The organism is Sphingomicrobium marinum (assembly GCF_026157105.1).
Taxonomy (GTDB): Bacteria; Pseudomonadota; Alphaproteobacteria; order Sphingomonadales; family Sphingomonadaceae; genus Sphingomicrobium; species Sphingomicrobium marinum.
This window is the reverse complement of sequence record NZ_JANPVQ010000001.1, coordinates 1,010,386-1,037,365: the sequence shown is the minus strand read 5'-3', so window position 1 is coordinate 1,037,365 and position 26,980 is coordinate 1,010,386. Positions and strand designations below refer to the sequence as shown.

31 protein-coding genes and 1 tRNA gene are annotated in these 26,980 nt (G+C 62.1%); 13 read left to right on the top strand and 19 right to left on the bottom strand.

What is annotated here, in order from left to right; genetic code table 11:
• Positions 1-27: 27 nt before the first annotated feature.
• Positions 28-747, bottom strand: coding sequence for a PilZ domain-containing protein (locus tag NUX07_RS05340; RefSeq protein WP_265529403.1), 720 nt, complete (start codon positions 745-747; stop codon positions 28-30).
• Positions 748-868: 121 nt separating this feature from the next.
• Between NUX07_RS05340 and NUX07_RS05335 the strand changes: the two genes are divergently transcribed.
• Together NUX07_RS05335 and NUX07_RS05330 are read left to right on the top strand one after the other, a co-directional pair.
• A complete protein-coding gene (locus NUX07_RS05335) occupies positions 869-1,267 on the top strand; it encodes a response regulator (RefSeq protein WP_265529401.1) in 399 nt (132 codons plus the stop codon).
• Positions 1,264-2,055 (top strand): EAL domain-containing protein, encoded by a 792-nt coding sequence (locus tag NUX07_RS05330; RefSeq protein WP_265529398.1) that lies wholly within the window; start codon positions 1,264-1,266, stop codon positions 2,053-2,055. The genes NUX07_RS05335 and NUX07_RS05330 overlap by 4 nt, the downstream gene beginning before the upstream one ends.
• 56 nt (positions 2,056-2,111) lie before the next feature.
• Here the strand turns inward: NUX07_RS05330 and NUX07_RS05325 are convergent, their stop codons facing one another.
• Complete coding sequence (locus tag NUX07_RS05325; protein WP_265529396.1) at positions 2,112-3,260, bottom strand: aminotransferase; 1,149 nt, start codon at positions 3,258-3,260, stop codon at positions 2,112-2,114.
• The gene (locus NUX07_RS05320; protein WP_265529394.1) at positions 3,257-4,372 is read right to left on the bottom strand and encodes a CaiB/BaiF CoA transferase family protein; all 1,116 of its coding nucleotides are present in this window, start codon (positions 4,370-4,372) and stop codon (positions 3,257-3,259) included. The genes NUX07_RS05325 and NUX07_RS05320 overlap by 4 nt, the downstream gene beginning before the upstream one ends.
• Before the next feature lie 76 nt (positions 4,373-4,448).
• Between NUX07_RS05320 and NUX07_RS05315 the strand changes: the two genes are divergently transcribed.
• The gene (locus NUX07_RS05315) at positions 4,449-5,126 is read left to right on the top strand and encodes a LuxR C-terminal-related transcriptional regulator (protein WP_407696162.1); all 678 of its coding nucleotides are present in this window, start codon (positions 4,449-4,451) and stop codon (positions 5,124-5,126) included.
• 84 nt (positions 5,127-5,210) lie between these two features.
• Positions 5,211-6,959 carry a TIR domain-containing protein gene (locus NUX07_RS05310; RefSeq protein ID WP_265529391.1) on the top strand — a complete coding sequence of 583 codons (1,749 nt, stop codon included), beginning with the start codon at positions 5,211-5,213 and terminating at the stop codon, positions 6,957-6,959.
• Positions 6,960-7,144: 185 nt separating this feature from the next.
• On the opposite strand, the gene NUX07_RS05305 is transcribed toward NUX07_RS05310, so the two are convergent.
• The 11 genes from NUX07_RS05305 to dxs all read right to left on the bottom strand — a co-directional run bounded on the left by NUX07_RS05305 (position 7,145) and on the right by dxs (position 16,936).
• Positions 7,145-7,219, bottom strand: a tRNA-Gln gene (locus NUX07_RS05305).
• 54 nt (positions 7,220-7,273) lie between these two features.
• Positions 7,274-9,532: a putative bifunctional diguanylate cyclase/phosphodiesterase gene (locus tag NUX07_RS05300; protein WP_265529389.1), complete on the bottom strand. Its 2,259-nt coding sequence runs from the start codon at positions 9,530-9,532 to the stop codon at positions 7,274-7,276.
• 211 nt (positions 9,533-9,743) lie between these two features.
• Positions 9,744-10,625 (bottom strand): branched-chain amino acid aminotransferase, encoded by an 882-nt coding sequence (locus NUX07_RS05295; RefSeq protein ID WP_265529387.1) that lies wholly within the window; start codon positions 10,623-10,625, stop codon positions 9,744-9,746.
• Positions 10,626-10,694: 69 nt separating this feature from the next.
• The gene (locus tag NUX07_RS05290; protein WP_265529386.1) at positions 10,695-11,492 is read right to left on the bottom strand and encodes a pyrroline-5-carboxylate reductase family protein; all 798 of its coding nucleotides are present in this window, start codon (positions 11,490-11,492) and stop codon (positions 10,695-10,697) included.
• Positions 11,492-11,944, bottom strand: a complete 453-nt coding sequence (locus NUX07_RS05285) for a type III secretion system chaperone family protein (protein WP_265530754.1) — start codon at positions 11,942-11,944, stop codon at positions 11,492-11,494. Before NUX07_RS05285 ends, NUX07_RS05290 begins: the two co-directional genes overlap by 1 nt.
• Positions 11,945-11,991: 47 nt before the next feature.
• A complete protein-coding gene (locus NUX07_RS05280) occupies positions 11,992-12,270 on the bottom strand; it encodes an accessory factor UbiK family protein (RefSeq protein ID WP_265529384.1) in 279 nt (92 codons plus the stop codon).
• 13 nt (positions 12,271-12,283) lie between these two features.
• A complete protein-coding gene (locus NUX07_RS05275; RefSeq protein ID WP_265529382.1) occupies positions 12,284-12,793 on the bottom strand; it encodes a TspO/MBR family protein in 510 nt (169 codons plus the stop codon).
• Positions 12,794-12,795: 2 nt separating this feature from the next.
• Positions 12,796-13,530, bottom strand: a complete 735-nt coding sequence (locus NUX07_RS05270; RefSeq protein ID WP_265529380.1) for a TlyA family RNA methyltransferase — start codon at positions 13,528-13,530, stop codon at positions 12,796-12,798.
• Positions 13,517-14,632: an endonuclease/exonuclease/phosphatase family protein gene (locus NUX07_RS05265; RefSeq protein WP_265529378.1), complete on the bottom strand. Its 1,116-nt coding sequence runs from the start codon at positions 14,630-14,632 to the stop codon at positions 13,517-13,519. The genes NUX07_RS05270 and NUX07_RS05265 overlap by 14 nt, the downstream gene beginning before the upstream one ends.
• Positions 14,633-14,636: 4 nt before the next feature.
• Positions 14,637-14,966, bottom strand: a complete 330-nt coding sequence (locus tag NUX07_RS05260; RefSeq protein ID WP_265530753.1) for a diacylglycerol kinase — start codon at positions 14,964-14,966, stop codon at positions 14,637-14,639.
• Between the two features lie 47 nt (positions 14,967-15,013).
• Entirely contained in the window at positions 15,014-16,936 is a 1,923-nt protein-coding gene (gene dxs, locus NUX07_RS05255) for a 1-deoxy-D-xylulose-5-phosphate synthase (protein WP_265529376.1), read from the bottom strand.
• Between the two features lie 221 nt (positions 16,937-17,157).
• Here dxs and NUX07_RS05250 point away from each other — a divergent pair, with 221 nt between their 5' ends.
• The 3 genes from NUX07_RS05250 to NUX07_RS05240 are packed head-to-tail and all read left to right on the top strand — an operon-like array spanning position 17,158 to position 19,467.
• Positions 17,158-17,670 carry a GbsR/MarR family transcriptional regulator gene (locus NUX07_RS05250; RefSeq protein ID WP_265529374.1) on the top strand — a complete coding sequence of 171 codons (513 nt, stop codon included), beginning with the start codon at positions 17,158-17,160 and terminating at the stop codon, positions 17,668-17,670.
• 23 nt (positions 17,671-17,693) lie between these two features.
• Positions 17,694-18,353, top strand: a complete 660-nt coding sequence (locus NUX07_RS05245) for a DUF4166 domain-containing protein (protein WP_265529373.1) — start codon at positions 17,694-17,696, stop codon at positions 18,351-18,353.
• Positions 18,346-19,467, top strand: a complete 1,122-nt coding sequence (locus tag NUX07_RS05240; protein WP_265529370.1) for a saccharopine dehydrogenase family protein — start codon at positions 18,346-18,348, stop codon at positions 19,465-19,467. The genes NUX07_RS05245 and NUX07_RS05240 overlap by 8 nt, the downstream gene beginning before the upstream one ends.
• Here NUX07_RS05240 and NUX07_RS05235 read toward each other — a convergent pair.
• From NUX07_RS05235 to NUX07_RS05225, 3 genes are all read right to left on the bottom strand, one after another.
• Positions 19,464-19,793 (bottom strand): ArsR/SmtB family transcription factor, encoded by a 330-nt coding sequence (locus tag NUX07_RS05235; RefSeq protein WP_265529369.1) that lies wholly within the window; start codon positions 19,791-19,793, stop codon positions 19,464-19,466. The genes NUX07_RS05240 and NUX07_RS05235 overlap by 4 nt on opposite strands.
• Positions 19,794-20,036: 243 nt before the next feature.
• Positions 20,037-20,498, bottom strand: a complete 462-nt coding sequence (locus NUX07_RS05230; protein ID WP_265529367.1) for a Fur family transcriptional regulator — start codon at positions 20,496-20,498, stop codon at positions 20,037-20,039.
• Positions 20,499-20,537: 39 nt separating this feature from the next.
• Positions 20,538-20,909: a MerC domain-containing protein gene (locus NUX07_RS05225; protein WP_265529365.1), complete on the bottom strand. Its 372-nt coding sequence runs from the start codon at positions 20,907-20,909 to the stop codon at positions 20,538-20,540.
• Between the two features lie 121 nt (positions 20,910-21,030).
• Here NUX07_RS05225 and NUX07_RS05220 point away from each other — a divergent pair, with 121 nt between their 5' ends.
• The 5 genes from NUX07_RS05220 to NUX07_RS05200 all read left to right on the top strand — a co-directional run bounded on the left by NUX07_RS05220 (position 21,031) and on the right by NUX07_RS05200 (position 25,219).
• Positions 21,031-22,083 carry a COX15/CtaA family protein gene (locus NUX07_RS05220; RefSeq protein ID WP_265530752.1) on the top strand — a complete coding sequence of 351 codons (1,053 nt, stop codon included), beginning with the start codon at positions 21,031-21,033 and terminating at the stop codon, positions 22,081-22,083.
• Positions 22,080-22,400: a divalent-cation tolerance protein CutA gene (cutA, locus tag NUX07_RS05215; RefSeq protein ID WP_265529364.1), complete on the top strand. Its 321-nt coding sequence runs from the start codon at positions 22,080-22,082 to the stop codon at positions 22,398-22,400. The genes NUX07_RS05220 and cutA overlap by 4 nt, the downstream gene beginning before the upstream one ends.
• A gap of 161 nt (positions 22,401-22,561) precedes the next feature.
• Positions 22,562-23,041 (top strand): 50S ribosomal protein L13, encoded by a 480-nt coding sequence (gene rplM, locus NUX07_RS05210; protein ID WP_265529362.1) that lies wholly within the window; start codon positions 22,562-22,564, stop codon positions 23,039-23,041.
• Between the two features lies 1 nt (position 23,042).
• Entirely contained in the window at positions 23,043-23,651 is a 609-nt protein-coding gene (rpsI, locus tag NUX07_RS05205; RefSeq protein WP_265529360.1) for a 30S ribosomal protein S9, read from the top strand.
• Between the two features lie 116 nt (positions 23,652-23,767).
• A complete protein-coding gene (locus NUX07_RS05200) occupies positions 23,768-25,219 on the top strand; it encodes an AMP nucleosidase (protein ID WP_265529358.1) in 1,452 nt (483 codons plus the stop codon).
• Positions 25,220-25,222: 3 nt separating this feature from the next.
• Here the strand turns inward: NUX07_RS05200 and NUX07_RS05195 are convergent, their stop codons facing one another.
• A complete protein-coding gene (locus NUX07_RS05195) occupies positions 25,223-25,681 on the bottom strand; it encodes a hypothetical protein (RefSeq protein ID WP_265529357.1) in 459 nt (152 codons plus the stop codon).
• 29 nt (positions 25,682-25,710) lie between these two features.
• Between NUX07_RS05195 and NUX07_RS05190 the strand changes: the two genes are divergently transcribed.
• The gene (locus NUX07_RS05190; RefSeq protein WP_265529356.1) at positions 25,711-26,199 is read left to right on the top strand and encodes a cytidine deaminase; all 489 of its coding nucleotides are present in this window, start codon (positions 25,711-25,713) and stop codon (positions 26,197-26,199) included.
• Here the strand turns inward: NUX07_RS05190 and NUX07_RS05185 are convergent.
• Positions 26,196-26,960, bottom strand: a complete 765-nt coding sequence (locus NUX07_RS05185; RefSeq protein ID WP_265529355.1) for a thioesterase family protein — start codon at positions 26,958-26,960, stop codon at positions 26,196-26,198. The two genes, NUX07_RS05190 and NUX07_RS05185, sit on opposite strands and share 4 nt — an antisense overlap.
• Between the last annotated feature and the right edge of the window lie 20 nt (positions 26,961-26,980).

Here is a 26,980-nt window from a genome sequence, read left to right as displayed (position 1 = left end):
TAGGATGAATTGCGCTGGCTTAAAGCCCTAGCCCTTGGGCGGTGTCGGGCGTTTTACGCTGGCCTTGAGGCTGGCCATTTCGAGACGCTTGCCGATCCATTCGGCGAGTTCGCCAAATTCGAGCGGCTTATCGAACACGATTCCGGCCTTGCGATCGCTGTACCAGCGAACCTCGCCCTTGATCGGCTTGAGGCTCTCGACGACGATGACGACTTTCTCGCCGAGGCAATAGTCGTCCACCGGCTCGACCTTGATGCCGCCCAGCGAGATGTCCTTCACCCCGACGCTATAATAGGTGCTGCCCACCTTGAGGTTGGCCTTGCAATCGACCCTGAGGCGCGGCGGCCGCGGGCGATGACCATGGCGCGGCTTGCGCCCCGCAAGCATCTCGCCAAGGTCGATATTCTGCTCGAACTTGAACCCGGCGCACCCATCGCGCGTCCACACGACGGTCGACGGGATGTTCTGGCTGTTGATCTCGACACTGACTTCAGTGCCGACTTCGAGGTTCTGGGAGAGTTCGGCCATAAGGCCGCCGGCCGACAGGTTGCGCACCCGTACCAGCACTTCCCCGCCGTCCTTTGGGGTCACCTTGGCGACGCGCAGCATCGGCATGACGCGTTCGTCGACGCGGCGCTCCATCGGGCGCGGCACGTCCGTCGACAGCGTGAACAGCGTCGATTCAAAGGCGATATTATCCTGCCCGAAAGGGCGGGCTTTCTTGCGACCAATGAACGAGCGCAACATGGCGTTCTCCCCACGAAAGACCTACAGACTGCCAGCCATAGGGCTCCAGGGGTTAAAATCCCGTTTCCATTGACCTTTTTTGCTGGCCATTGCGGAAGGGACGATTATTGTCCGCGGCTATATGGGAAGCGACACGGGCAAGAAGCCCCACATCTTGTTGATCGATGACGAGCCGGCGCTGGCCGCCTTTATTGCCGACGCCGCGCGGATCAGCGAATTCGAACCCGTCATCGCCAAGGATCATGAAGATTTCCGCGCTCGTTTTCGTGCCGAACCGCCCCAAATGGTGGCGATCGACCTAGGCATGCCCGGCATGGACGGTGTCGAACTGCTGCGTTTTCTTGCGGATGAAAACGCTTCCCAGCCCATCCTGATCATTTCTGGTTTCGATCGCCGGGTGCTCGACAGCGCCTTTCGCCTCGGCGAAGAGCTGGGCCTCGACATGATCGGCCCACTGGGCAAGCCAACCAGGCTCGAAGACGTTGAATTGCTGCTCGCCCAGGTACGCGAGAGACTTTGAACGACGACGCGCTGCTCGACCGCCTCGAAGCGGCCATCGGCACCGATGCGCTGCGCTATTGCTACCAACCCAAAGTCAGCCTGTCGGACGGCAAATTACGCCGGGTGGAAGCGCTGATCCGCTGGGACGATGAGGTTCATGGCACAATCGGCCCCGATCGTTTTATCCCGCTGGCCGAAGAAAACGGGCTGATCGACAGCCTCACCCGCTGGGGTCTCGACACGGCTTTCCGCCAATGGCGCGAGTGGACCGACCAGGGCATCGAATGCGAACTTGCCTTCAATATCTCGGCGCGCAGTCTTGAGGCGCTCGACTTCCCCGATCTCGTCGAAGCCAAGACCGCAGAATATGGCGTGCCAGCCTCCTGTCTCGTGCTCGAGCTTACCGAAGGCTCGACGCAGACGCTGATCAACCTGATGGATACGCTGACCCGGTTTCGCATCAAGGGGATCGGGCTCGCCATCGACGATTTCGGCACCGGCTACTCGACGCTCAAATTGCTGCGGATGCTGCCCTTTACCGAGCTCAAGATCGACCGTTTCTTCGTGCGCGATGCGGAGCGCTCGATGGACAGCCGCGTCATTGTCGAAGCGATGATCGGTCTGGCGCACGGGCTCGGCTTGTCCGCCACTGCCGAGGGCATCGAGAATGACGCCCAGCTCTCGCTCATGAAGGCTTTGGGGTGCGACCTGGCGCAGGGCTACCGCATCGGCAGACCATTGGACGCCGCCGCGCTACCGGACTGGCAGCGCGACTGGATGCAGGAATGGGAAACACTTCGCCTCTAGTTGGCTTCGCCGCGGCGCTTGGGTCATTGTCTGCCCTTATCGGACATCTTTGCGGCTTACGCCAATAGATTGCGGGCTCGGCCCATGGCTTCGATACCGGCATCGATGGTCGCATCCTGTTTGGCGAAGCAAAGGCGTACCAGATGCGTCTCCGGTCCGACTTCGGTAAAGGCCGACATCGGCACGACGGCGACGCCCGCTTCTTTGACGGCTCGCATGGCGAAGGCTTCATCGTCGGCATCAATCCCCGAGGCAGCCAGATCGACAGCCAGGAAATAGGTCGCTTCAGGACGGATCACACTATAGCCGGCATATTCGAGCCCGTTGGTCAGCCGGTCTCGCGCCCGCGCAAAGCGCTGCTGCATCGGTGCAATCCACTGGTCTTGTCCGAGCCCGAAGGCGACCGCCTCCTGAAGATTGGGCGCGCTGGAGAAGGTAAGGAACTGGTGCGCCCGCGCCACGACCTCGCCCAGCGCGGGATCGGCGACGATCCACCCGATCTTCCAGCCGGTGAGCGAGAAAATCTTGCCGGCCGAACCCGTCTTGATCGTGCGCTCCGCCATGCCGGGAAGCGTGGCCAGCGGAACGAATTGCTGCCCGTCGAGCAACAGATGTTCCCACACTTCGTCGGATATCACGATCAAATCATGCGCGACCGCGATATCCGCAATCACCTGTAGTTCGGAGGTGCGATAGAGCCGCCCGGTCGGATTGTGCGGATTGGTGAGGATGATCGCGCGCGTCTTGTCGCTCACGGCGTGCGCGATGGCATCGGTGTCGAGCACAAATTCAGGCGCTGCCAGCTTTACCTCGACGGGCGTGCCGCCGGCCCTGCGCACCATCGGCGCATAGCAATCATAAGCCGGCGCGAAGAGGATGACCTCGTCGCCGGGCGACCCTGCGGCAAGAATGGCAGCGCCCAGCGCTTCGGTCGCACCGCTCGTGACCGTGATATGGTCCGGACTCAGTTCCTGCCCGAAATGGCGCCGGTAATGATCGGCAATCGCCTGCCGCAGGACGGGCAAGCCGCGCGACGGTGCGTACTGGTTGTAACCCTGCAGCGCCGCGGCAGCTTTTTCGAGCACCGGCTCGGGCCATCCGAAGTCGGGAAAGCCCTGGCCCAGGTTCACGGCGTCATGTTGGGCAGCGGCGCGGCTCATGCGTTCGAACACGCTGACCGACATCGCCTCGTAGAGCGGGTTCATTCGGCCTCTCCCAAGATGTCGGCAATCGCCGCCCCATCATACCCAAGCTCGCGCAGAAGCGCTGCGCCGCCCTCGCCGTCTTGCGCGGGCCGTAATGGCGCCTTGCCATAGCGCGGTGCCGGCGCGGGCATCGGCCCCATTTCATGTTCGTAGAACGTCCACCGCGCGACATTATGCGGATGCGACGGCGCCTCTCCCTTTGTCAGGACAGGCGTCACGCAGGCATCGACATCCTCGAACAAGTCGAGCCAATGCTGCAGCGGGCGCGACGCGATCGTTTCGGCGATGACATGTTTTTGCGCGGGCCAGTGGGCATCGTCGAGCGTGTCTTCGAACCGCTCGTCCCCCGCCAGCCCCAGCCCGTCGAGCAGCCGCGCACGAAATTGTGGTTCCATCGCGCCGACCGCCAGCCATTTGCCATCGGCGGTCTCGTAGGTCCCATACAGGCCTGACCCGCCGTCGAGCAGCCCGGCCTCTCGCTGGTCGTGCAGCAGGCCTGCATTGTGCAGCGAATACAGAAAGGTGCCGAGCAAGGCCGATTCTTCGCTCATCGCGCAGTCGATGACCCGCCCCTTCTCCGTGCCTGCTGCGACCTCGCGCAGCGACGCGGCCATCGCGAACGCCAGCATCATCGCGCCGGCGCCGTAGTCTGCAACGAGATTGGACGGCGGCAGCGGGCGTCCGCCAGCCTCCCCCATGCCATGCAACAGCCCGGAAATGGCCAGATAATTGATATCATGACCGGCGCGCTGGGCCATCGGACCATGCTGCCCCCAACCGGTAACGCGCCCGATGACGAGCGCGGGATTGACCGCATGTAGCGCCCCGGGCCCCAGTCCCAGCGCCTCGAGCTTTCCGGGGCGGTAGGGATCGATCAATGCATCGGCGGTCGCGACCAGCTTGAGAAATGCCGCGCGCGCCACCTCGCGCTTCAGGTCCAGCTTGATCCCGCGGCGGCCGCGATATTGCGGATCTCCCGGCAAATGCAGCAGGCCGTCCTTCTCAATGCGAATGACCTCGGCGCCGTGATCGGCCAGCATCATGGCAGCGAACGGCCCGGGGCCGATGCCTGCCAATTCGATGATTCTCACGCCGGATAGCGGACCTGTCATGAGGGCAGAATGGGGCCCTCCGTCCTGTTCCGCAACGGAAACATTTGCGTTCTTCGAGCGTAATGGCGATATGAATATTGCCGTTATGGGAAGCGACTTCGAGCCGATCGGCGCCCAAGAGGCGCCTGCACCGAGCGTGCCGCCGTCAGAGGTGAGCGCGCCCGACTGGGTCGACGCGCTCATCCGCCACAGCCCGATCGCTTCGGTAATTTCCAACCCGCGGCTGCCCGACAATCCGATCGTTTCGGTCAACAAGCCCTTCATCGAGCTCACCGGCTATAGCGAAGACGAGATTCTCGGGCGCAACTGCCGGTTCCTCGCTGGCCCCGAAACCGAGCCATGGTTGACCGAACGCATCCGTGAAGGCGTACGCGATCATAAGCCCGTGCTGGTGGAGATCCTCAACTACAAGAAGGACGGCACGCCGTTTCGTAATGCGGTGCTCGTCGCGCCCATTTATGACGAGGAAGACGAGTTGCTCTACTTCGTCGGCAGCCAGGTCGAACTTGAGGAAGAGATTTCCGGTCCGACGATGAAACGACGGATCGAAGCGGCCGAGATGGTCAAGACGCTCAGCCCGCGCCAGTACGAAGTCATGAAAATGGTCGCCGATGGCCTGAGGAACAAACAGATCGCCTACGAACTCGGCCTGTCGGAAAAGACCGTGAAGATGCATCGCGGCCTGGCGATGGAGAAACTCGGCCTCGGCTCGAGCGCGGAACTCGTGCGCATCGCAGTCGAAGCGGGCATCTGAAATTTAACCCGCGTTATTTCTCTGCCTTGCGTCGACTGTCCGACACAAGGTAAAAGCTCTCCGTATCTTACGGCAAGGGGCCAAATGTCGGACATTTTCATCAGCTACGCTCGTCCAAACGAGCCAATTGCGAAAATGCTCGCCGACGCCATGCGTGAGGCCGGATACACGGTCTGGCGCGACGACGAACTACCTGCGCACCGTTCCTATAGCGAGGTCATCGAAGAGCGCCTTCGTGCGGCCAAGGCCGTCGTCGTCATCTGGTCGGACGATGCCGCGCGGTCGCAGTGGGTTCGTGCCGAAGCCGATGCCGCCCGCGAGGCCGGAACATTGGTGCAATTGTCGGTAGACGGATCCACTCCTCCCTTGCCCTTCAACCAGATTCAATGTGCCGACCTGAAAGGCTGGATGGGCGATCGCTCGGCTGCCGGATGGATCAAGGTGGAAAGCAGCGTGGCGGTTCTGGCGGGCCGCGCCGGCGACGACGCTCGCGATACCACGGCCGGCGCCCGTGCCGACCGTCTCGCAGTATGTGTCCTGCCTTTCACCAACATGTCCGGCGATGCCGAACAGGAATATTTCTCCGATGGTATCAGCGAAGATATCATCACCGATCTTAGCAAGGTCTCCGCCTTGTCGGTCATCGCGCGCAACACGGCCTTTTCGTTCAAGGGCAAAGGCATCGACGTCAAACAGATCGCCCAGCAACTGGGCGTCAGTCATGTCCTTGAAGGAAGCGTGCGCAAGGCCGGCGGGCGCGTGCGCATCAATGCGCAGCTGATCGACGGCAAATATGGCGACCATGTCTGGGCGGATCGCTACGACCGAGAGCTCGACGACATTTTTGCCATCCAGGACGAAATCTCGAAAGCCATCGTCAATGCGCTGCGGGTTCAGCTCCTACCGCAGGAAAAGAAGGCGATCGAGACCCGCGGCACGTCGAGCTCGGAAGCCTACAACCTGTATCTCATGGCCCGCCAGCAGCGCATCAGCGGCAATGATGGCGACAAGCGGCGTGAAGAAGTGATCGTGCGCATCTGCCAGCAAGCGGTCACCATCGACCCCGAATATGCAAAAGCATGGGCGCTAATGGCGCACGCCCAGGCCGAGCTGCGCGAAAATTTCGACGTCGAAGTCGATCCCTTGCCCGCCACGGAAAAGGCATTGCAACTCCAGCCGGGGCTCGCCGAAGCGCATGTCGTGAAGGCCATTCTCCACAACGCTGACGGTAACTTCGATGAGGCCCTGAGTGAGGTGGACAAGGCGCTGGAGAGCGACCCCGAAAATTTTGAAGCCAACCAGGTAAAAGCGTTCCTGCTCTTCCGGAACAAGCAGTTGAAAGAAGCCATCCCCTTCTTCGACAAGGCCGCGTCGATGAACGATACCGACTATCGCGACGCTGGCATGTTGACGACGTGTTACCAGGCGATCGGGGACGATGAAGGGCTCAAACGTGCCGCAGGAATGGTGCAGGAGCGCGCCGAAAAGGCTTTCAAGGAAGACCCCTCCAACAGCGCGGCGCTGGGCTATGGCGCGTGCGCTTTGGCCGTGTTGGGAGAGCGCGAGCGTGCCAAAGAATGGATCCAGCGCGCGCATATGCTCGATCCCGACAACATGACTATGCAGTATAATCTCGCTTGTGCGGAGGTGATGTACCTGCAGGACAAGGATGCCGCGCTCAATATTCTCGACCACGTTTTCGCGAATTGCGCACCTTCGATGGTGACGCATTGCGATGCCGATCCCGACATGGATCCGCTGCGCGAAGATTCGCGCTACCGGGAGATGATTGAAAAAGCGCGCGACCGCCTTGGCATGACCGCTACGACATAAGGTCTAGCTTACGGCGATTGGCCGACAAGTGCATGTCGGATTGCGGGCGCTGCGATGCTGCCACCTTCGGCCGGCGAATATGCTTCCCTCTTGGCCTTTGCCGTTCCCGACACGCGGCGCCCAACATCCCCACTTTGCGAATATGTCCGGTAGAGCGATCGCTGCCTTCGCCTTGTCGCGGGAAGTGGCTGGGGTGGCAGGATTCGAACCTGCGCATGCCGGTACCAAAAACCGGTGCCTTACCACTTGGCTACACCCCAGCAGGTGATCGAGCCGCGCTTATAGCCAACTTCGCCGCGATGAAAAGAGGGTCGTCAGCTCGCCTTTTGGCGGACCAATCGCCGCTCGGGCACGCTGTCCGGCTCGATGCTTTCGGGTCGCCCGAAATAGTATCCCTGTAGCTGGGTCACGCCCATCGCCGTCAGCATGTCGATCTCCTGTTCGGTCTCGACACCTTCTGCGGTCGTTTCGATGCCAAGTCCTTCGGAAAGCGCCAGGATGGCCTGCACGATCGCCAGCCGATCCCGCTCGCCGCGCGCCGCGCCGTGGACGAAATCCTTGTCGATTTTGATCTTGGAAAAATGCGCGCGGCTCAGATAGCCAAGCGAACTATAACCCTTGCCGAAATCGTCGAGCACCAGGCGAACGCCCAGCTTGCGCAGCCGTTCGAGCGAATCCAGCATGTCGGCGTCTTCACCGATGAATATCGATTCCGTCACTTCAAGTTCGAGCCGGTCGGGATCGAGCCCACTGCTTTCGAGCGCCTCGCGCACAACCTCTTCAAGGCCTTCGCCTTCCAATTGGGCTGCCGACACGTTCACAGCCACCCGGGCCTTGTCCGGCCAGCTCATCGCTTCCTTGCAGGCGCGCTGCAATACCCACGCACCAATCTGATGGATCAGGCCGACATCCTCGATGATCGGAATGAATTTCTGCGGCGAAATCGAGCCGCGCGTGGGATGGTCCCATCGCAGCAAGCTTTCACGGCAAACCGTCTCGTGCGTCTTGCTATCGACTATCCGCTGATAGGCGATGTGCATGGTGCGCTTGGTCAGCGCATCGCGCACGTCGTTTTCAAGAAGGCGCGAATCTTCCGCGGCCGTCAGCATCTTCTGGGTAAAGAAGGCATATTTGCCGCGACCGCTGCGCTTGGCCTGGTAGAGCGCAAGATCGGCTGCACGCATCAGATTGCTTTCGCGCTTGCCATCACGCCCGCCTGCCGCGATGCCGACGGTCGCGCCGATATTGAGCGTTGCCCCGCCGACCTTGAAGCTGCGTGAGACTTCCTCGATCAGACGCCCAGCGAGACCGCGCAACGTCTCCTCGTCATTGGAGCCGTGCCAGACCACGGCGAATTCGTCGCCGCCCAAGCGGCCGACATGCCCTTCATCGCCTACTACGTCTTCGAAACGCCTGGCCACTTCGCACAACAAGCGATCTCCAATGGCGTGCCCCATCGTGTCATTGACCAGTTTGAATCGATCCAGGTCGACCATCAGCAGCGCCCCGCGATCGGCGTCATCGAGGTTTTCGAGGATCATTTCCTCAAGCAGTTCGCGCAGCAATAGCCGGTTAGCGATGCCGGTCAGCGGGTCGCGCCGCGCCTCGCGGACGCTATCGATACCGGTGAGGCGGACATCGGTGATGTCCGATGCGACCCCGCGCCAGCCGATAACACGGCCACCACTATCACGGGTTGGGCGCCCGCTGACCGCCCACCAGCGGTCGGTGCGGACACCCGGGATCGCAATGTCTCGAAACGGCGTACCTTCGTGCAGGTGCCGGAACAGGTCCTGCATCCCGCTCGAAAGATCGGTGACACGGTTAAGCGGGTCGAGCAGGCTGCGCACCTGTATGCCGATCAGGCTCGATGCGCTCGCACCGATCTGGCTGGCCAGATCCTCGCTCAACTTGACGAGGCGCATCTGATGGTCGAGCTCCCAGAGCCCGCCCGAGCCGGACGCTTCGAACTCGCGCAATATCGTGATGATTTCGCTTTGCTCTTCGAGCGCGATGGAGGCGCGCGTCTTGGCGATAAACTGTCGCGCCGAAGCGATGATCGCAATGATGACGGCAAGGCCGTAGACAATAGTCAGCGCCGCCATCGGCATGTTTTCAAGCTTCAAAGCGATGATGAGCGTGCTGGCGAGCGTCACCGTGACGTAGGCCAACGCTGCGGGCGGCACGCTGATAAAGGTCAACGATCCCGCGCTTACCAGCACCGCGCTGACCACGGCCATCAGCAGCTGCGAAGATGAAGTGGCATCATCGAACCACAGGATCGGCGGGACCAGCCAGAAAACCGAAAGCAAACCGACCGTCAGGGTCGCCGACAAGAAGGTGGCAGGAGCACGGCTTTCATATTCGGCATCGCTTCGAAGCCTCCAGGCGCGTCCGACACGCACCGCACAGATGGCGCCGGCTACGACGAACCAGGCCAGCAGTTCGCGGCTATCGACACTGGAGGACAAGGCCGCGAGCAGGACTGCGCCGCACAATAGCTGGATTGCGATGGTCACCGGTGCGAGGCGCAGGATCGTATCGATCTGCTGCGCGCGCACGGCCTGCATCATCAAATCCCGCGGCCGCCTCAGACTGAATATGTCATTCAGGCTGATCTGTCGCTCGGCCTTTCTCGGCCTGGGTCCATCACCGTGCGTTACGCCAAGGGCGTCGTTCTGCTGCGACAATATCCACACTCGCCTCTTCCGCCGGATCGGTTCCGACGGTCCACGCGAAGCGCTTACACCAGATTCATCGCAAAGACCAAACCGTTACGGTAAATCAACAGTTTACCGTACGTTGGTTGACGAGATCGTCATAATCCTGGCGCATCCGGCGCGAGATATCGCCCGGAGTGAAACGCCATGGACCCGCCTCGGCTACGAACGTCACCTCGGCGGCGCTGCCGGTGAGGAAGAACTCCTCGAAATCATCCAATTCTTCTGGCCAGATACGCTTCTCGATCACTTCGATGCCGCGCTTCTTGGCCAATTCGATCACCGTCTGGCGCGTAATGCCGTTGAGGAAGACGTCCGCGATGGGCGTGTAGAGCTTTCCGTCCCTGACGAAAAAGGCGTTGGCACCGGTCGCTTCGGCGACGCGCCCTTCCCAATCGAACATCAACGCATCGTCATAGCCCTTGGCCTGCGCCTGGTGCCGCGAGATGGTGCAGATCATGTACAGCCCTGCGGCTTTCGAGTGCACCGGCGCTGTATGCGGCGCGGGACGACGATAGGGCGCGATGTCGAGGCGAATCCCTTTTTCGGCCTTTTCCTCGTCGAAATACTTGCCCCATTCCCACGCCGCGATAGCGAGGTGAATCTTGGCGTTCTGGGCCGAAACGCCCATCTGCTCCGAACCACGCCATGCCAGCGGACGCATGTAGGCATCGGTCAAGTCGTTGGCTTTGAGGACATCGCGGCAGGCCTGGTCGATCTCCTCGACCGTATAAGGGATTTCCATGTCGAGGATTTCCGCTGACCTTTTGAGCCGCTTCGAATGATCGGTCAGCCGGAAGATTTCGCCGTTATAGGCACGCTGCCCTTCGAATACGCTCGACGCGTAATGCATTGCATGGGTGAGCATGTGGACATTGGCATCGCGCCACGGGATCAACTCCCCGTCAAACCAGATAAGACCATCGCGATCATCGAAAGGCTGCAAGACACACTCTCCAAAGCGTTTTTCTTCATTTTTGATTTGGGCGTGGCCTAGGCCAGCGCGCGGGCGCGGTCAATCGCGCGCGGCGGCCGCCATTTCATCGGAGCGCCGCCGCGCGGCCGCCACGACCTCGCGCACCATCGCGACGATCCCGTCATCAGCATCGAGCACCTTAAGGCCGGCCTCCGTTGTGCCCCCGGGACTGGCGACACGCTTCGCAAGATCGCGCATGCCCCCCCCCGACTTTCGCGCCATGAGGCCGGTGCCCGCGACCGTTTCCAAGGCCAGCTTGTCCGCCACGTCTTTATCGAGACCCAATTCGCGGCCGACCACCGCGAATGCATCGACAAAACGCGCCACATAAGCCGGACCGGATCCCGCGATCGCGCTCATCAGCACCAATTCGTCATCGCTCTTGCACCATGGCGCGAACCCAAGCTTTTCGTGCAGTGCCTGGATCGCGCCGCGCGTCGCGGCATCGGCGTCATCGCTAAGCAACGCCGTCACCCCTTCGCCCTCGCTGACCGGCAGGTTGGGCATCAATCGCACCACTGCCTTGGTGCGCGGAAACTTCGCGCGCAGGCTGTCCAGTTCCACGCCTGCAAGAATGGACAACAGCACGGTATCGCTGCCGACATGCGGCTCGAGATCGGGCACGACCGCGTCGATCATCTGCGGCTTGAAGCCGAGGAAGCACCACTTGGGTTCACCGTCCGGAATGGAGGTCACCACCCTGAGCCCCGGGATATCGCGCCCGGAGGGGCTAACCGCAGTCATGCCGGACAGGTCGACGCCGGCCTTGCGCCAGCCTTCGACCATTGCGCCGCCCATGTTGCCGCAGCCCACGAACCAACTTGTCTCTGGCAGCATCAGGCCTCGCCCTGCGTGTCGATCAGCGCTGCGGCGATGGCTTCGCTGGGGCTCTTCCCGCCCCACAGCACGAACTGGAAGACCGGGTAAAAACGCTCGCATTCTTCGAGCGCCGCTTCGCTGGTGGTCTCGGCTTCGGCCAGCGTAATGGTTCCGCTCTGGTCGACCAGGCTTGCCTGCCGGAAGACGATAATCCCCGCCTGGCTCCAGAATTCGAAATGACCAAGCCAGAGCTGCTCGTTGATCAGCCCGAGCGCTTCATGCACCGCGCTTCGCTTTTCTTCGGTCACTTTGATATCGGGGAAGGCGAGGAACTGGATGACGCCATCTTCGGGACGATAGACGGCGCGCATTTCATATTGCGCCCAGCTTCCTTGCGCCGAGCCGACGACTTCGCCGTCGTTGAGGCGTTCGAAGGCCCAGCCGCGCGCTTCGAAATAGGCTTCGTACATGTCAACGGCAGGACCCTCTTCGCTTCCCGCCGCGTCGAATTCCTCGGTCACGACTTCCTGGCTGTGCCTTTCTTCGCGGCTGGTTTTCTGGTTGCCGCCATCGCTTCGAGACGCGCCTTGAGCTCTTCATTCTCCTCGCGCGCCTTGATCGCCATTTCCTTGACCGCCTCGAATTCCTCGCGGCTTACGAAGTCCATGCCGCCGACCCATTCACGCACTTTTTCGCGCATGTTCGCTTCGGCCTCACGGCCCATGCCCGCAAAGGTGCCGGCGGCGCCGTTGACCATCTTGACGATATCGTCGAGCACGCGGTTCTGGCTCTGCATAACTGTTTTCCTCCTAGCCGAAGAGCGGTGCACCCGCCCCCGGGTTCAATGCGACGATCGTCCGATTGAGGACGAACGCAAATGTCAGCCATGCAAGATAAGGTACCATCAGCCAGCCCGCTAGGGGGCGGATGCGATAGAATTTGCCCGCCGTCAGCGCTGCCACCAGCAGGATCGCCGCCAGATGCCAGCTCGCAAACTCGATCGCGCGGGCGCCGAAAAAGACGTACGACCACGCGAAATTCAGCATCAGTTGCACAATAAACAGGATGATCGCGGTTCGCCGTTCCGGAGTTTCTGGCTCGTTGAGCACCGTTGCCAGCGCCAATGCCATCATCGTGTAGAGCGCGGGCCAGACGATGCCGAACAGGTAGGAAGGCGGTTGGAAGGAAGGCTTCTGAAGCTGCTGATACCACTCGTCCGGTCCGAAGCCGATGCCCGAAAGGCTCCCGCCAATCACGATCAACGGCACCAGCCAGAGCGCCTTCTTCCAGATGCCGCGATCATCGCGTGTGACTGTCATGCCTATTCCTTTCGTGCTCCAAGCAAGAATTCCACGTTGCCTTCAGGCCCAGTGATTGGGCTTCGTTCCACGCCAAGCACTGTCCAGCCTTTGGACGTGACCCAGTCGGTTGCTTCGCGGCAAACACGTTCGTGCACCGCAGGGTCGCGCACCACGCCCCCTTTGCCGACTTCTTCGCGCCCTGCCTCGAATTGCGGTTTGACCAGCGCGACCAGCTCGGCACCGGGCGCTGCCAGATCGAGCGCCGCGTCGAGCACTTTGTGCAAAGCAATGAAGCTCGCGTCGCACACGACGATCTGCGGCGCCTCGGTAACGGTCTTGGTGGTGAGAGTCCGCGCATTGGTCTTTTCGTGGACGATCACGCGATCGTCATCGCGCAGTTTCCAGGCCAGCTGATTGGTTCCGACATCGATAGCGAAGACCATGCGTGCACCGCGCGTGAGCAGCACGTCGGTAAATCCGCCGGTAGACGATCCGACATCGAGCCCCACCTTGCCCGCGACGTCGAAACCGAATTCCGTTAGTCCGTGATCGAGCTTGATCCCGCCCCTGCTGACCCAGGGATGATCGGGCCCGCGTACTTCGAGCGGCGCATCCGCGGCAAGCTGCTCACCGGCCTTGAGGACCTTCCGCTCGCCCGAGAAAACCTTGCCGGCAAGGATCAGCGCTTGCCCCTTGGACCGGCTCTCCACCAGCCCGCGGTCGACGAGAAGTTGGTCAGCCCTAGTTTTCGCCATCGCCCGAGCGCGCTTCTTCGAGTCCTTCGCCAAGCTGTTCATTCGCCTTGGCTTCGGTATCCGCGTCGGCTTGCGGCGTTACCAGCCGGCGCTCGGGATCGTGCCGGAGGCAAAGGGTGAAATGGACCGGGAAATGGTCCGACCCGACGTCGTCGAGCCGCTCCATGCTGGCGAGCGCCCAATGCTCGCTCGCGAACAGGTGATCGAGCGGCCAGCGCATGAAGGGGTAATCGGCATGAAAGGTCGGCATCAGCCGCCGACCTTCGCGTGGATCGCTCATGCCGCTGACCTCGAGGAACAATTGGCTGGTTTCCGACCAGGCGACATCGTTGAGGTCGCCGAATACGATTGCTGCGCCGCCATCTTCGCGCACCTCGCGCCCGACCAGCACCAGCTCGGCATCCCGCTCGCCGCTATCTTCGCCCGGGTGCGGTGGCTCGGGATGCACCCCGTGCAATGCAAACGTCTCGCCGTTCGCCAGTCGCATTTGCGCCCGGATCGAGGGGATATTGGGCTGGAGCCGTGCCAGCAATTGCCCCTCGAACGGCAGCTTGGAATAGAGATGCATTCCATATCTGTTGGGGAGCGCGCGGCCCAGACGGTGCGGATAGCGGCCGTCTAGCGGTGCCATTGCTCCTTCCCATGCGGCATCCATCTCGGTCAGCAGCACGATATCGGCGTCCACGGCTTCGATTAGCGCCAGCGATCGCGCATAATCGCGATTGTCCATCAGCACGTTGAGGCCGAGAAGGGTCACCGTCTGGCCGTCGCAGCGCGCGCCCATGTCCCGCACGCTTTTGGGCATGGGGGCGAAGTAGGGCAGGACATGGCTGAGCTGGAACAGGCTGGCAGCCGCCAGCGTGCTACCAATTAGCAGGAACCGCCGCCCCCGATAGCGGGCCGCAAGCAGCGCCAGCAGCAAGAGCAGCACCAGACCGGCAAGCCCGAGCTGTAGCCGAGGGAAATCGAGGACGCGCACCCACCAATGATCGACCTGCCAGAAGGGCAGCACGGCGGCGATGGCCAGGACGATCGCGAGCACCGCAATGACCCGCTGCAGCCAGCGGCGCCATCCTGTCAGTTGCGGGCTTTCGCTGTCCAAATGCTCAGTTTCCGGAAATTGTCCAAAGATACGGTCCGAAAACGATCAGCCCCGTCAATAGTGCCGTGATGCTGATGATCAGCACCGCAGCGGAGGCGACATCCTTCGATAGACCGATGAGCGGATGATGTTCCAGCGTGACCGCATCGGCGAGCCGCTCGAGCGACGTGTTGACGGCTTCGGCGAACCAGACGAGCCCGATCATCGTGACGACGAAGGCCCATTCCCAGCGTTCGAGCCCGAGCCACCAACCGGCAGCGATCGCCGCGATGCTCCCGACGGCATGAAAACGCGTCGTCGGTTCACCCTGCCAGAGCGCGGCGAGCCCTTTCAGCGCGAAGCCAAAGGCCTTGAGGCGTCCAGCGATGGTGAAGCGTTCGCTCAGGCCCGCGCGCCTTCCACGCCAAGGTCGTTGTGGCGCATCGCGCCAAGCACGGTTTCGACAATGTCGTCGGCGGTAAGGCCTGCTTCCTCATATTGCTTGTCGGGCGTGTCCTGGTCCTGGAATACATCGGGCAAGCGCATGGTGCGCACCTTGGCACCGCTATCGGTCAGCCCCTTGTCGGACGCCATGGTCAGCACATGCGCGCCGAACCCGCCAACCGCGGCTTCCTCGATCGTCACCGCGACCTCGTGGGTCGAGAGGAGTTTGCGGATCAGATGTTCATCGAGCGGCTTGGCAAAACGCATGTCGGCGATGGTGACGCTGAGCCCCTTGGCTTCCAGCTTTTCGGCGGCCTTCCGGCACTCCTCAAGGCGTGCGCCCAAATTCATGATCGCGACCGTCTTGCCTTCCTTGATGATGCGTCCCTTGCCGATCTCGAGCAGTTCGGGCTGCGCGGGTATGTCGACACCCGTGCCCGCGCCGCGCGGATAACGCACCGCAATGGGACCATCGTTATACTGTGCCATGGTGTGCACCATGTGGGTGAGCTCCGCTTCGTCGGCTGCCGCCATCACCACAAAATTGGGGAGCGTGCAAAGATAGGCGAGGTCGAACGAACCGGCATGAGTGCAACCGTCGGCGCCCACCAGCCCGGCGCGGTCCATCGCGAAGCGCACGGGCAGGTTCTGGATCGCCACGTCGTGCACGACCTGATCGTAAGCGCGCTGCAGGAAGGTCGAATAAATCGCGACGAACGGCTTGTGCCCCTGCGCCGCAAGGCCGGCGGCGAAGCAGACACCATGCTGTTCGGCAATGCCGACGTCGAAAGCGCGGTCGGGGAATGCCTCACTGAACGCGTCGATCCCGGTGCCGCCGGGCATCGCTGCCGTGATGCCGACGATCTTGTCGTCCTTTTCGGCCTCGGCAATCAGCGCGTTGGCAAAGACTTTCGTATAGCTCGGTGGTCCGCCCGCGCTCTTCTTCTGTTCGCCCGACACGACGTCGAACTTCGCGACGCCATGATATTTATCGGCGCTGTTTTCCGCGGGCGCATAGCCCTTGCCCTTGACGGTGCGGGCGTGGACCAAGATCGGCCCTTCCTTCGCGTCGCGGACATTTTCGAGGATGTCGACCAGCGTCTCGATGTCGTGGCCGTCGACCGGGCCGACATAATAGAAACCAAGCTCTTCGAAGAGCGTGCCGCCGGTCGCCATACCGCGCGCATATTCCTCGGCCTTCTCGGCCGCCTTGTGCGCGCGCTTGCCGATGCGTTTGAACAGTCGGGAAGCGAAATCGCGAGTCTTGAGATAGGTTTCGCTCGACACCAGCCGCGCCAGGTAATGGCTCAACCCGCCCACCGGCGGCGCGATCGACATGTCGTTATCGTTGAGGATCACGACCAGGCGATTGCCCGCCTGTTCGGCATTGTTCATCGCTTCATAGGCGAGACCCGCGCTCATCGAGCCGTCGCCGATGACCGAAATCACGCGCCCTTCGGCGCCTGCCAGCTTGTTGGAAACGGCAAACCCGACACCGGCGCTGATCGACGTCGAACTATGCGCTGCGCCGAACGGATCATATTCGCTCTCGGCGCGCTTGGTGAAGCCGCTGAGGCCGCCGCCCTGCCGTATCGTACGAATGCGGTCGCGCCGTCCGGTGATGATCTTGTGCGGATAGCATTGGTGGCCGACGTCCCAGATCAGCCGGTCTTCGGGGGTGTTGAAGACGTAGTGGATCGCGACCGTGAGTTCGACGACCCCCAGCCCTGCGCCAAGATGACCGCCTGTCACCGAAACGGCGGAAATCATCTCCGCGCGTAATTCGTCGCAGAACTGCTTAAGCTGGCTCTTGTCCAGTTTGCGAAGGTCGGACGGGTACTCGACAGTGTCGAGCAAAGGCGTTTCGGGTCGCTGATTCATTGCGCCTCCCTAACGCTACCTAAAGCGAACGTGAATACCTTCCTTGGTGTCAGCCGAAAAAATCCTGAATGTCCAGACGGTTGCATAGTGCGAATGCGAAGGCGCGACCTACGACGCGCTTAAAGCTTGACATCGAGGGTAAGGCATCGTTTATTTCTGTTACGACAGAAATTTCTGAAACGTAAGTCTCGAATATGAATAAGCCCCTTCCTCCTTCAGTTATGCGCTTCATTCTTCATTGGGGTGATCTTGGTGGCCAGTGGGGCGTCAACCGGTCGGTCGCACAGATCCAGGCGCTACTCTACCTGAGCGAAAAGCCGTTGCCCGCGGACGAGATTGCCGACCTGCTTGGGCTTGCCCGTTCCAACGTTTCCAACTCAATCAAGGAACTGCTAAATTGGCAGCTGATCAGCCGCGTCCCCATCGCGGGCGACCGGCGCGATCATTTCGTTGCCGAGACCGACATCTGGGAGATGGTCACCCGCATCGCCAAGGGGCGCAAGCAGCGGGAGATTGATCCGGCCGAGGCAGCGTTGCGCGCTTGTTCGTCGGAAGCCGCCGACGACCCGTTAGTCAGCCCGGTCGCCCGGCAACGCCTCGTTGCGATGCTCGACTTCGTAACCACAATGAGCCGCTGGCATGACGAAATGATGCGCCTGCCCAAATCGACTCTCATGGCGTTCATCAAGATGGGCGGGAAGGTCACGCGCTTCCTGCCGGGCAAGAAGGAATAGCCGCCATTTAAAGGGGAAACAAAATGGCATATGCGGCAGAAAAACTGGAGCTTCAGGAACACAGGCGGGAACCCGCGCCGCTGCTGGATCCCCGCTTCCGTCGCCTGATCGGCAACGACAAATGGGCTCGTCTTCCTGCTGCCGTGCGCGCCCGGTTTGGCAAGCGGCTCGCAGGCGGCGCGGTCGCTCTTTACCGGGGCAAGGTGGTGGAATGCCGACTGTCGCGCCTTGGCTGGCTGCTTGCCCAACTGCTCCGTCCCGTGGGCGCACCCCTACCTCTATCCGCAGAAGAGGACATCGAGGCGCTCGTCGCCGTTAGCGAGGACCGGCAAGGCAAGGGCCAATATTGGAACCGCCTTTATGGCCGTCGCCGGGCCAAGCCTCAGCTGATCCAGTCCGCCAAGCGCTTCGCCGGCAAAAGCGGGCTTGAGGAATATATTGGCGGCGGGATCGCGATGGCACTGGACATCGAGGTCATGCCCGACGGGCTGCGCTTCGTGGCGCAGGACTATTTTATTTCGCTGTTTGGCAAGCGCTGCCCGCTCCCGCGCTGGATGGTGCCCGGCATGTGCGTGGTCGTGCATCGCGATCTTGGCGGCGGGCGGTTCGAGTTCGTCCTCGCCGTGCGCCACAGATTGTTTGGCGAACTGGTCTACCAACGGGCGGAGTTTTGCGATGCTTGATGTCCTGATTGTCGGCGCCAGCGGCGTTTTCGGCTCCCGCCTAGCGCGCCTTGCCGCGCAAGAGCGCGATGTACGGTTGCACCTTGGCGGGCGCCTTTCCGCGCCATTGGAAAGACTGGCGAAGGAAATTGGCGGCGACGTCAGCCTGCTCGATCGCAAAGAGCCCAAGCCCGACGATCTTGCGGGCATTGATCTTTTGATCGACTGCGCCGGCCCTTTCCAGGGCAGCGACAGCGCACTTCTGGAGGCCGCCATTGCTGTGGGCGTCGATTATATCGACCTTGCTGACGGCCGCGACTGGGTCGTCGGCTTCGAACAGCGCTGGGACGAAATCGCCAAGCGAAAGGGTGTGCGCGCCATCGCGGGCGCCAGTAGCATTCCCGCACTCAGCCATGCGGCGGTCGACGAAATGGTGCGCGGCTGGCACGCCATCGACGACCTATGGATCGGCATTTTTCCGGGCAATCGCGCACCGCGCGGCCGCTCGGTCGTTGATGCGATCCTGTCATATGTCGGCCAGCCCGTGCGCGTCCTCAAAGACTCCAAGTGGCAATCGCTCCCCGGATGGGGCGACCTGCATCGCGTCGATTGCGGCCCGGCGGGAAAACGCTGGGCAAGCATTTGTGATACTCCCGAGCAGGATTTGCTGGTGCGGCGCTATCGCCCCCGCCGATCTGCGCAGTTTTTCGCGGGGCTGGAATTGCCGCTGCTTCACGTCGGCCTGTGGCTGATGAGCCTGCCGGTGTGGTGGGGCTGGATAAAATCACTACGCCCGCTAGCGGGCCCGATGCTCGCCATCGCCGAGCGCTTCCGTGCCTTCGGTTCGGACAAGGGCGCGATGGTCGTCCGTGCATCCGGCATCGACCGTGACGGCGATCCCGTGTCACGCGAATGGATGCTGCACGCCGATGCAAATCAAGGTCCCAACGTCCCGATCATCGCCGCCCTGCTGCTGGTCCGACGCTGGCGCGACGCCAAGCGACCACCGCCCGGCGCGTTGCCGTGCAGCGGCCTCCTCAGCCTCGAAAATTTCGAATGGGATTTTGCGCGTCTTGGCCTGCGTCACAGCATGAGCGGACGCAAAGACCGGCCCGCGTTCGCGCGCGCCGCCTAGGCGGCTACCTCGTCGGCCGATAGTACCGCATCGAGCAGCCCGGGAAAGCGCTTGTCCACCTCGTCTCGGCGCAGGCGATGGATGACCGCGACGCCTTGCTTTCGGCCTTCGACCAGCCCGGCGGCGCGCAGCACCGAGAAATGGTTGGAGATCGTGGCGCGCGGCATGCCCTCGCACGCGCCCGCGCCGCACGACAGCCCGTCGCCGCCCGCCTTGTGATCCGCGTCGAGCCGCTCGATCATCTTCAGCCGTGCCGGTTCGGCCAAGGCATGCAAGACAGCTGCCAGCGGAACGTCATCCAGGTTTGGGTGCGCAAAATGCGTCATTCGAGCCATTTAAGAGCGATCGACGCACTTTTCAAAAATTTTCTTGTTCGGAACTCTTGAACAAAAGGTAGGCGTGACCATCTTGCCCTTGCCGAGGATGGCGAAGGTGTTGCCGGCGGCACGACGCGCAAAATGATCCCCCCGGCCGGGCGCTTCCCACTCTCTCCGCGTCCGGCCACATTTGGCGGTCCGTCCCCTACAAGAGGACGGGCCGCCATTTTTCTGTCTAGGAAGAGTGCCTGTCTACTCCGCGCAGTCGCCGCACTGGCCGCGGACTTCAATGACAGGGCGCTGGGGCTTGAAGCCCGCGCCTTCGGCAGCATGGCGAACGCCGCCAGCGATCTTGTCATTGTCGATATGGGTCGCTTTCCCGCAATCGTCGCAGATCAGGAAAATGCAGTCGTGCAGGCAGCCGGGATGTTCATTGGCGACATAGGCATTTGCGCTTTCCACACGCCGCGCCACGTTCGACCCTACGAACAGGTCGAGAATCCGATAGACGCTGTTGGCGGCAACGCGCTTGCCGCGCGCCTGGCTGACTTTCTCGGCGATGTCATAGGCCGATGCCGGTTGGTCGAACGTCGCCAGTGCATCGAATACGCTTTCACGCATTTCGGTCCATTGGTGGCCGTCATCGATCATCTGGACGCGCGCGGCGTCCTTCAGGTCGGGGCCTTTGGCGTGATGGTGATGATGCTGTGCCATGGTGTGCCCTAAATAAGCGAGCGGTCGGCGCGGGGCAAGCTAATCGCGGGCCAGTTCGTTCAGGCGATGCCCCAGCGCCAGCAGGCCCACGCCTACCATCGTCGCGACGATCGCGCTTCCGCCATTGTGACCAAGTTCGGTCGCGCCGGCCATCATGCCGAGCCCGAACCCGCCTACGCCCGACGGCATCATGTAGCCGTGTTCGAAGATACCATCGACCAGCGCATAGGCGCCGATGACCATCGCGATGAACAGGCCAACTTCATGGATGAGGGGCGATCCGAGCAAGCCGCCCGCGCTCGCCAGCGTCGCAAACAGCACCGTGGTGGCGACACAATGCACCAGGCACAGGCCCGAGAGGCCCATGCCGAAACGGTCGAATTGCCGAGTCGAGATGCTGAAATTCGTCATCTGGGGTGCGATATAATATAACATACGCGCTGTGACAACATCACATCGGCGAAAAATCCTGCCCTTTCGTCCCCTTTATTCCGCGTCCGAAAAGCGCCATATCGCGCCCACCATGACCGAGATGACGATGCAGGCGGCGCCGGAGGGTGCCCTTACCGACAAATCCCGACCCAACGCGATCGCCCTCTGGCTGCTTATTGTAGCGGGGCTCGTGTTCGTCATGGTCGTGGTGGGCGGCATTACCCGCCTCACCGAAAGCGGGCTGTCGATCACCCGCTGGGATCTCATCACCGGCACGCTGCCCCCGCTGACCGATGCCAAGTGGGAGAGCGAATTCGCGCTATACCGACAGACACCCGAATATATAGAGATCAACGGCCCTGCGGGCATGGACCTCGCCCAATTCAAGTTCATCTATTTCTGGGAGTGGTTCCACCGCTTCCTTGGCCGCATGGTCGGCGTTGCCTTTGCCCTGCCCTTCGCGTGGTTCGCGCTGCGCCGCGCCATCCCGAGGGGCTATGGCTGGCGCTTGTGGGCGCTGTTCCTGCTCGGCGGCAGTCAGGGCGCGCTGGGCTGGTACATGGTGCAGTCGGGGTTGGTCGATCGCACCGACGTATCGCACTTCCGACTGTCGGCGCATTTGCTCACCGCGCTCTTTATTCTCGCCGGGCTTGTCTGGACCGCACTCGATCTCAAGCGGCTTGCGAGGACGGGTCAGAATGTCGCGGCGCGGCTGACGCCGCTCGCGGTCGGCGTCAGTCTTGTCCTGTTCGTGCAGCTCCTGCTCGGTGCATGGGTGGCAGGGCTCGATGCAGGCTATGTGACGCGCGAATGGCCGCTGATACTGGGTCAGTTTTACCCTGCCAACGCGGTAGGTAGCACGGGCGACTGGCTCTACACGCTGACCCATGACCCCTTCCTGATTCACTTCCTCCACCGCTGGTGGGCGTGGGTCGCCGCGGCGGCGCTGGTCGTCATGGCGATCAGGGTGAAACCGCTCGATCGCCGCGCCTCGATGGCGTTGCACGCGACACTTGGCCTGCAGGTCCTGCTCGGCATCGGCACCGTATGGAGCGGCATGAACATCGTGCTCGCCGCCAGCCACCAAGCGGTCGGCGCGCTACTTGTGGCCAGCCTTGCCTGGGGTGCACACGTTCTGGGAAGCCGCGCATGACCGCGCTCACCGCCTATATCGTCTGCGGCAGCCAGTCCGAAGCCGAGAGCATCGCGGCAGCCTTGGTCGAGGAGCGCCTTGCCGCGTGCGTCAATATCCTGGCCCCCTGCCAAAGTATCTATCGCTGGGAGGGCAAGATCGAGAGCGGAAGCGAAGTGCCGATGCTCGCGAAGACTACGCAGGCCAAGGCCGATGCACTGATCATGCACGTCACCGAACTTCACAGCTACGACAACCCCGCCATTACGCTTTGGCCGATCGAACGACTTCCCGCCGCCTATGGCGATTGGATAGAGGCGGAAACCGGTCGGAAATAGCCGCGTAATTCGCTTCGTCGGACATCGCCCGGTAAAATGATACCCGTCAGCAACCCCGCAGATTTGCTTGACTCATCGCCGCCTCCCCGTCATTAGGCCCGCCGACGGCGCGGCCTTTGGGCGGCGCTCCATTCATTTTTGAGAACGCAGGAGATCAGGCCATGAAGGCGCTGATGAAACAGACCAAGCCGGCCAAGCCGCACGAGGTCGAAAAGAAATGGCATCTTATCGATGCCGAAAACCTGGTGGTGGGCCGCGTTGCGGTGATCATCGCCAACCTTATTCGCGGCAAGCACAAAGCCAGCTTCACGCCGCACGTCGACAATGGCGACCACGTGGTGGTCATCAACGCCGACAAGGTCCGCTTCACGTCGAACAAGGCGCAGAAGAAGATCTATTACAAGCACACCGGTCACCCGGGCGGCATCAAGGAAACCACGCCCGAGCGTATCCTTGAAGGCGCGCACCCGCACCGCGTGCTTGAAAAGGCCGTGAAGAACATGGTTCCGCGGGGCCCGCTCGGCCGCGCAGTGATGAAGAACCTGCACCTCTACAATGGCACTGATCACCCGCACGCCGGCCAGAACCCGGAAGTGCTCGACGTTGCCTCGATGAACCGCAAGAACAAGGTGGGCGCATAACATGGCCGACGAAAAGAAGGGTCTCGCCGATCTTGGCGATCTGACCAAGCAGAACGAAGAAGCCAAGACCGAGGAAAAGAAGGCTGCCGCGACGACGGAAGCCAAGACCGAGGACAAGGCGGAAACGAAGACCGAAGAAGCACCTGCCGCCGAAGCCGCTGCCGAGACCGCCGACACGGTTGTCGTCGAAGAAGCTCCGCTGCGCGAGCAGGAGCTCGACGAGCATGGCCGCGCTTATGCGACCGGTCGTCGCAAGGACGCCGTTGCGCGCGTCTGGCTCAAGCCGGGCAAGGGCAAGATCGTGGTCAACGGCCGCGACCAGACCAAGTATTTTGCGCGTCCGACGCAGCGTCTCGTCATCAACCAGCCTTTCACGATCACCGATCGCGTTGGCCAGTATGACGTGATCGCCACCGTCAAGGGCGGCGGCTTGTCGGGCCAGGCCGGCGCGGTGCTACACGGCATCGCCCAGGCGCTGACCCGCTACGAGCCGGCGCTGCGCACGACGGTCAAGCGTGCCGGCTTCCTCACCCGCGACAGCCGCGTGGTCGAGCGTAAGAAATACGGTAAGGCGAAGGCACGTCGTAGCTTCCAGTTCTCGAAGCGCTAAGCTTCAGAGCGACGCCGAACAAAATCAGGGCGGTCCCTCGGGGCCGCCCTTTTTTGTGTCCATTGCAGGCCCGCGAGTCTTGCAAATGCCGCAATTACCCGCCACAGCGCGCCGGCATGACAAATGCAAATGATATTGATGGCCTCCTTGATGAACTCGAGGCTCTCTACGAAAAATCCGTAGAAAATCTTCGTACCGCCCTTGCGGCCTTCGCCAAGGACGGCACCCGCCCCGCGCCCAGAGCCAAGCGCGGGGGTGCGTTCGCCTATCCCGAGCTGCGCATCCACTACAATCCGGAAACGCCCGCGCTGACGCCAGCGCGCGCCTTCGCCCGCCTCAATTCGCCCGGCACCTACGCCACCAGCGTGTCGCGTCCCAAGCTTTTCCGCGGTTATTTCAAGGACCAGCTCACCCCGCTCGTCACCGACTATGACATCACCATCGAGGTTGGCCCTTCGAACAGCGAGATCCCCTATCCTTACGTGATCGATGGCGGCGAGCTTGACCTCGAGGGACTGTCCACCGCCGAACTGTCGCGCTGGTTCCCGTCGACCGAGCTCGTCCATATCGGCGATGAAGTCGCCGACGGAGTTTGGGACCTGGCGCTCAACCCCGATCGCCCGTTGGCATTGTTCGATGCGGCGCGCACCGATTTCAGCCTCGCGCGCCTCAAGCATTATTCGGGCACCTCGGCGGATCATTTCCAGCGCTTCGTCCTGTTCACAAATTATGTCCGCTATGTCGACGAGTTCGTCCGCCTGGCGATCGACGAACTGCGCAAGCCGGACAGCCGCTTCACCGGCTTTTCGGTCCCCGGCGGATATTATGACCGCAGCCAGCTGGAAGATGCCGAAGCGCAGATTGCCGCCGGCACGTGGCGCCGCCACCAAATGCCCGCCTATCACCTGACCGCTGCCGATCATGAAGGCATCACGCTGGTCAATATTGGGGTCGGCCCCTCCAACGCGAAAACGATCTGCGACCATATCGCGGTGTTGCGCCCCGAAGCCTGGCTGATGATCGGCCATTGCGGCGGTCTTCGTCCCAGCCAGACGATCGGCGACTATGTGCTCGCGCACGCTTATTTGCGCGACGATCATGTCCTCGACGACGTGCTGCCCAAGGAAATTCCGATCCCGGCAATTGCCGAGGTGCAGACCGCGATGTTCCGCTCGGCGCTCGAAGTGACCGGCGAAAGCGAAGAGGAGCTGAAAAAACGCCTGCGCACCGGCACCGTCGTTACCACGGACGATCGCAACTGGGAGCTGCGCTATTCGCTCAGCGCGCTGCGCTTCAACCAGAGCCGCGCCGTCGGCATCGACATGGAAAGCGCGACCATCGCGGCGCAAGGCTATCGCTTCCGGGTTCCCTACGGCACCTTGCTGTGCGTATCCGACAAGCCGCTTCACGGCGAACTCAAGCTGCCCGGCCAGGCCAATAGCTTTTACGAGACCGCCATCAGCCAGCATCTGCGCATCGGCATTCAAACGCTTGAGCAGTTGCGCCATGAAGGTGACGGCCTGCACAGCCGCAAGCTGCGCAGCTTCGACGAGCCGCCGCTGCGGTAAGGCCTACTCGGCCATCTCGATCTGGTAGGGCGAGACAACGCTCATCTGGGTGCGGGTATATTGCCCCTCGCGCCCGGCACGCACGAAGGCGACCATGCCCGCGACAACGATCCGCTGGTCGAGCAGGACGATCTCGGCGGGGCCACCGAGCCGCTTGTCGAGCTTGCGCATCGCGCCCTTGTCGATAACGACCGAGACGTTGAGCCCGTCGCGATAGTCGCGCTCGCTGTTGAGGTAGATGCGATCATCGAGCCGGCGCGCCGAGCGCACCGTCATCTCCACGGCCCCGATAAAGGGATCGGGCGCTGCCGCCGCGACATAATCCTTCGCCTTTTCCGCCAGTACCTTTCGCGCGAACAACTGGTCGGCAACGTCGGTGGGCAGATCCATGTCGCGCGCCATGGCAGCGCGGTCATTTTCAATCGGCGCCATCAACAGCGCCAGGGCAAGTGCGGTGATCATGCGCTTTAGCCAATAAGCGTGACACGACGGTGGTCAAGCGCGATTGCGCCCACGCCCAGCTTCGCTACAGTCGCCGCATGGATCCGCTCATCGCCAAGGCTCGCGAGGCCGCTTTGAAAGCCTACGCGCCCTATTCGGGCTTTTCGGTCGGCTGCGCCATCGAAAGCAGCGACGGGCGCATCGTTACTGGCGCCAACATGGAAAACGCCTGCTACCGGCTCGGCCTGTGCGCTGAACAATCGGCGCTCACGATCGCACAGCATGAATTCGGGCTCGAAAATGTCGTGCGGATTGCGGTCGCGGGGGGCGACGGGTCGGGCAACGCGCTCGCCGGAGACATGGTCTGCACGCCGTGCGGCGGCTGTCGCCAGGCGATCCTCGAGGCCGCGCACCTTTCAGACAGCGATATCGAGATACTTGCGGCCAATGGCGACGGCAGCAAGGTCGAGCGCCTCCATATTCACAACCTCATCCCGCACGGGTTCGGCCCGGCGAACCTGAAAGACGCCGACGGCTAGATGAAAATGGCAATGCTTTGCCGCCCTGCGGCGAGGCAGCGGCCTTCTTCGTCCCACAGCTGCATTTCCTGCGGGCTATACCCCTCGCCCGCCCCTTCGGCGCATGATCGCATGAGGTGCCAGCCGTCCATGCTGCCGGGCTGATGGACGATGTCGATCTGCCAGCTCATGCTGCTGATCGGCGCGAACTGGGGAAAGCGCGTCATCGCCGCGGGGGGCGGTACGTCGGCCATCGCGAGCAGCGCGCTCGTTACGTTGCCGCCCGGCGCATCGCGAAATTTCGTCCACAGCTGCAGCGCACCTTCATCGCCCGAAAAGGGACGACCGCCGCCTGCATTGAGCATGATGAAATTGCCGGTAAAGCCCGGCGTGCGCACCGATGCATCGCCAAACAGTCCTTCACATTCGTCGGCCGAAGGCACTTCGGGCATCGGCAGGTCGGCGAAGGTGACCACGCTATCCCGCGCGCCGCCAAACACCAGCGAAGCACGCAGCACCTGCCCTTTTTCGCCATGCGCATCGACCGCCACCAATGTTGCCGATCGCCCCTGCCGCAACAACGTCGCTGCAAAGGTCAGACGCCCTTCCGCAGGCCCCACAAACAGCAGTTGAGCACTTCTGAGAGGCGGAAGATTGTCGAATGAACGGATTGCCGTTTCATGCGCCAGCGCCGCCGACATCCCCCCATAAAGCGTCCGCCCCTGCGCCCACTCCGCAGGCGCGTCGATGACGAAGGCGTCTTCTTCCGGGGTCAGCGCCAACAGGGCATTCGCAAGGCTCA